The 4,857-nt window shown below is 71.1% G+C and carries 4 protein-coding genes; 2 read left to right on the forward strand and 2 right to left on the reverse strand.

The genetic code is table 11. The annotated features are described in order from the left end of the window. Positions 1-116: 116 nt before the first annotated feature. Complete coding sequence (locus DI269_RS04780) at positions 117-674, reverse strand: PepSY domain-containing protein (RefSeq protein ID WP_112133976.1); 558 nt, start codon at positions 672-674, stop codon at positions 117-119. 204 nt (positions 675-878) lie between these two features. Between DI269_RS04780 and DI269_RS04785 the strand changes: the two genes are divergently transcribed. Continuing rightward, the gene (locus DI269_RS04785) at positions 879-1,556 is read left to right on the forward strand and encodes a response regulator transcription factor (RefSeq protein WP_112133977.1); all 678 of its coding nucleotides are present in this window, start codon (positions 879-881) and stop codon (positions 1,554-1,556) included. Positions 1,557-1,575: 19 nt separating this feature from the next. Then, a complete protein-coding gene (locus DI269_RS04790; RefSeq protein ID WP_112133978.1) occupies positions 1,576-3,153 on the forward strand; it encodes a sensor histidine kinase in 1,578 nt (525 codons plus the stop codon). A 6-nt stretch (positions 3,154-3,159) separates the two neighbouring features. Here DI269_RS04790 and DI269_RS04795 read toward each other — a convergent pair. Continuing rightward, positions 3,160-4,857, reverse strand: a 1,698-nt coding sequence (locus DI269_RS04795; protein ID WP_198667155.1) for an LPXTG cell wall anchor domain-containing protein, incomplete at its 5' end; no start/stop codon positions are given.

Raw genomic sequence — 4,857 nt, forward strand, 5'->3', positions numbered from 1 at the left:
CCCCACCCACCCCGTTTGCGACCTCTGGTGTCAGCGCGGCATGCCGCGCTGACACCAGAGGGTTCGTTCGTATTCGATACTCGGACCGGTGAGGGCCGGGCCGGGGGCGGCGTCAGTTAGTCGTCGTCGCCGTCGTTGTCGTCATCGTCGTCGTAGCGGTCGTCCGAGTCGTCGTCGTTGGCGTCGTCATCGTCGTCCGGGTCGTTGTCGTCGGAGTCGTCGTCCTGGGCCGAGTCGAGGACCGTGCCGTCGAGGGCGTCGACCGCGACGTCCCATTCAACGCCGTCGGCGTCGGTGATGTCGATGATCCAGACCGGGGCGTCGACGGTGCCTTCCAGGTCGGTGTCGCGGACCGTGCCGTCGATCTCCGCGAGGGCGGCCTCGACGGCCGCGTCTTCGCCGATGGCGTCGGCCGGGAGCTGGAAGTCGTCGTCCGAGCCGTTGTCGTCGTACTTGTCGTCGAGGTCGAGGCTGGTACCGGAGGTGCCGGTCGAGCCGTTGTCCTCGAAGCGGTCGTCGGCGTCGTCCAGGTCGGCCGCGAAGGCCGCGGCGGTGCCGCCGCCGAGGAGGAGGGCGCCGGCGGCGCCGGCGATCACGAGGGTGCGGTGGCGGCCGGTGAAGCGGCGGGCCTTCTGCGGGGCCTCGGGCTGCTGGGCGGGAGTCTGCTCGTTCATGACTGGTCCTTTCGGTCCGTTCGGTTCGGATGTCGGCAACCTTGCGCCTTCGAACCTGAAGCCAAGCTGAAGTCACCTGAAGTCGGCTTCAGGTTCGGGCGGGGAAGGCGCGGGGGCGGGGTGTTCGCGCTGGCAGGGCCGGAAATCGGGGCCGGGGCGCCGGCTTCAGCTTGGCTTCAGGTTCGCTGTGCCAAGCTTCGGAACATGCGTTTGCTGATGGTGGAAGACGAGCAGCGGCTGGCCGAAGTGGTCGCCGCCGGGCTGAAGGCCGAGGGGTACGCCGTTGACCTCGCCCACGACGGCCGGACCGGCCTGTCGATGGCCCGGGGCGGCGGCTACGACGCGATCATCCTGGACATCATGCTGCCCGGCATGAACGGCTACCAGGTGTGCGCGACCCTCCGGGAGGAAGGCGTCGAGACGCCCATCCTCATGCTCACCGCCAAGGACGGCGAGTACGACGAGGCCGAGGGCCTCGACACCGGCGCCGACGACTACCTCACGAAGCCGTTCTCCTTCGTCGTCCTCCAGGCCCGCATCAGGGCCATGCTGCGCCGCGGCCGCTCGGCCCGGCCCAACGTGTGGCGCTTCGGCGACCTCGCCGTCGACCCCGCCACCCGCACCTGCCGCCGCGGCGACGCCCCGGTCGACCTCACCTCCAAGGAGTTCTCGGTCCTCGAATACCTGTCGAGCCGGGCCGGCGAGGTGGTGTCCAAGTCGGAGATCCTGGAGCACGTCTGGGACTTCGCCTACGACGGCGATGTCAACATCGTCGAGGTCTACATCTCCAACCTGCGTCGCAAGATCGACGCGCCCTACGGGAAGAACGCCATCACCACCGTCCGCGGGGCCGGATACCGGTTGGCGGCCAACGGTGGATGAGCGCATGAGAAAGCAGGCAATGCGGGAATCCGCGCGGCGCTCCCGCGGCAGGCGGCTCCTCTGGCAGCCCGAGTCCGTGCGGGCCCGGACCACCTTGGGCGCCACCGTGGTCGTCGCGCTCGCGCTCATCGTCGCCGGGTACCTGGTCGTGGCGCTCCTGCGCGACAACCTGTACGGCCGCGCCGAACTCACCGCCGAGGTCAGCGCCCGCTCGATCGCAGGCCAGCTCGCCTCCGGCACCGCGCCGACCGCGATCGAACTGCCCGACGACGACGAGGCCGCGCAGATCCTCGACGCGACAGGCAATGTCGTCGCCGCGAGCGAGGACCTGGCGGGACTCGGCGCGGTCGGCGACTTCGCCCCCGCACCCGACCCCGTCACCGCCGAGACCACAGAGACCACCGAGAGCGACGACGACTCCGACGACCGGACCGAGGACGACGACGACGCGGACGACGACGATGACGACTCGTCCGAGACCGAGACGCCGTCCGAGAGTGCGGACTCGACGAACGGCGCGGTCGGGTCGTCGGTCGAGTACGCGACCGTGACCCTGCCCGACGAGGACGCGCCCTACCGGTTCGCGGCCATGACCGCCACGGCCCCCGACGGGACCGCGTACACCGTCTACTCAGGAGCGTCATTGGAGACGCAGGAGGAGGCCGTCGACAGCGTCGCGGCCACCATGTGGTGGGCGCTGCCCCCGCTGCTCGCGGTCGTCGCGCTCACCACCTGGCTGGTGACGCGGCGCGCGCTGCGGCCGGTCGGGGCGATCCAGAAGGAGCTCATCTCGATCACCGGCGGCGACCTGTCCCGGCGGGTCCCCGTCCCGGCGAGCCGCGACGAGATCCACAGCCTCGCGGTCACCACGAACACGACCCTGACCGCGCTCGACCACGCGGTCTCGCAGCAGCGCCGGTTCGTCGCCGACGCCTCCCACGAGCTGCGCAGCCCGCTCGCGATCCTGCGCACCCAGATCGAGATCGCCCGCGACCACCCGGAGCTGCTCGACCTCGACGCCACGCTCGCCGACGTCGTCCGGCTCCAGGACCTCGCCGCCGACCTGCTCCTGCTGGCGCGCCTCGACGCCGGGGAGCGGCCGCCACACAACGAGGTGGCGTTCACCGAGCTCGTGCGCGAGGAGGTGGCCCGGCGGGCCGCCTCTGACCGGGTGCCGGTGCGGCTCGAAGTCGAGGAGGACCTCAGCGTGTTCGGTGTGCGCGGGCACTTGGCAAGGGCCGTAGGGAACCTGCTGGCCAACGCGCAGCGCCACGCCGAGACCGCGGTGACCGTCAAGTTGGAGGTCGAGGACGACGAGTGGCTGCACCTCGACGTCGGCGACGACGGGAACGGGGTGCCGGCCGGGGACCGGAGGCGGATCTTCGACCGGTTCGTGCGGCTCGACGAGTCCCGCAGCCGCGACGACGGCGGCGCCGGACTGGGCCTGGCGATCGTGCAGGACGTGGTGCTCGCCCACCGCGGCATGGTCTGGGTCCTCGAATCCCCGGAAGGAGGTGCGCTGTTCAGACTGGCCCTGCGCAGGGCCGACCGCCGGCCCCTGCGCGAGAACGCGGAGACCGGCGGCACGGGAGGTTAGACGACGTCAGTCGGAGGAGGTGGTCGAGCCGGGAGAGCCCGAGGAATCGGGGCCGTCCGAAGCGCCCGGGGAATCCGGGGCGTCAGAAGAGCCTGACGAGCTGGAGGAATCCGGAGCGTCGGCGGCGCCGGAGTCCGAGGAGCCCGACGCTTCGGTGGACGCGGCGGCATCGGCGGACTCGTCGGGGTCGTTGCGGCGGCGGGTCACCAGGAAGAGCACGATGCCGAGGACCAGTGCACCCGCGGCGACCGCCACGAACGTGATCGTCGAGTTCCCGGTGTTCGGCAGCGAGCTGCCGTCGACTGTCAGCGCCGCGGAGTTGTTCGAGAGGTCGCCGTCGAGGTTCACGCCGTCGACGCCGCGGTAGAGCGCGTCGATCTCGACCTTGCCGGGTTCGCCGGTGGCGTCGGCGAGGTCGATCGTGAGCGCGACGTCGACCGCTTCTCCGGATTCGAGACTCCAGAAGTGGCAGACGAAGTCGAACCGGTCGAGTTCGGTGTCGTCGGCGGCGGCCTCGTAGAGCGCGGCGAGATCGCCCTCGTCGGCGCAGAACCAGTGGCCTTCCTCGGGGATCTCGACGGCGACGAGTTCGACGCCCTCCGGGAGCTGTCCGCGGAGCTGGTACGCCGGTTCCTCCTCGCCGAGCGCCCGGTTGGGGGCATCCGCGGGGCCGCCGTTCGCCACCGGGATGGTGGCTTCGGCTTCGCTGCCGCTCAGGTTCGCGCCCTCGACCGAGAGGTCGAAGGAGGCGGCGACCGTCTCGATGTCGACCGAGCCGTAGCCGGTCTCGGCGGGATCGGGATCGCCCTGGTCGCCGGCGGTCTCGACGGTGAGCAGGTTCGTGGAGGCGGGGTCCCACCAGGGTCCGCCGAAGTCGCGGTCGAGGACCTCCTGGTTCATGGCCCAGAGGCTGTAGCCGCACCCGCAGGCTTCGAGCGGGCCGGGGAGGTTCTCCGCGACCTGGTACCGGAGCGGCTCGGAGAATTCGAGGACGGTGCCCGGCAGGTCTTCGAACTCGGTGAACACGCAGAAGTAGCCGCTGCCGGACATGACGATGTCGATCGTGCAGTTGTCCCACGGGACTTCAGGGAAGGCGCCTTCGATGGGGGTGCCGGGCGCGACCGAGCCGCCGATGTGGGCGGCGAGGGCGACGACGTCGTCCGGGAGCGCGCTGTTCTGGCGGATCCGCGGGGACGCCTCGACGACCGTTCCGGGTTCGACCCCGGTGACGGAGACGATCTCGTGGTCGTAGTCGCGGAAGACGCCGTCGTAGCGGTCCTCGACGACGTCGATCACGCCGGTCTCGCTGTGGATCTCCGCGCCGTCCAAGAGGATCGTGAGCGTGTAGTCGTAGTCGCCGAGGTCGGTGCCGGTGGCGGCCGCGATGGTGAAGGTGAACGTGTTCGCGGTGCCGGGGTCGGCGTTCTCGCACTCGATGTAGGGCGTGTTGTCGGGCGAGTCGCAGCCGGGCCCGTTTCCGAAGTAGATGGTCGCGTCGGGGGCGTCGACGTCGAGGCGCATGAGGAGCGATCCGGTCGGGTCCTCGTCGAAGGCGACGTCGAGGGAGGCCTGGCGGGGCGGGTCGCCCGGGACCTGGGGGTTGTCGAGGTCGAGGGTGACGTCGGTGGGCACCGGCGTCTGGGCGGCGGCGGGCGGGGCGAAGGCGCCCGCCCCGGCGGCCGCGGCCGCGAGGATCGCGGCCAG

Origin of the sequence: Glycomyces dulcitolivorans (genome assembly GCF_003265355.1) — a bacterium.
Lineage (GTDB): Bacteria > Actinomycetota > Actinomycetes > Mycobacteriales > Micromonosporaceae > Glycomyces > Glycomyces dulcitolivorans.

Excerpts from the sequence above, each read along its gene's own strand:
- DI269_RS04780 (WP_112133976.1), bottom strand. The coding sequence starts at position 674 with ATGAACGAGCAGACTCCCGCCCAGCAGCCCGAGGCCCCGCAGAAGGCC.
- DI269_RS04785 (WP_112133977.1), top strand. The coding sequence starts at position 879 with ATGCGTTTGCTGATGGTGGAAGACGAGCAGCGGCTGGCCGAAGTGGTC.
- DI269_RS04790 (WP_112133978.1), top strand. The coding sequence starts at position 1,576 with ATGCGGGAATCCGCGCGGCGCTCCCGCGGCAGGCGGCTCCTCTGGCAG.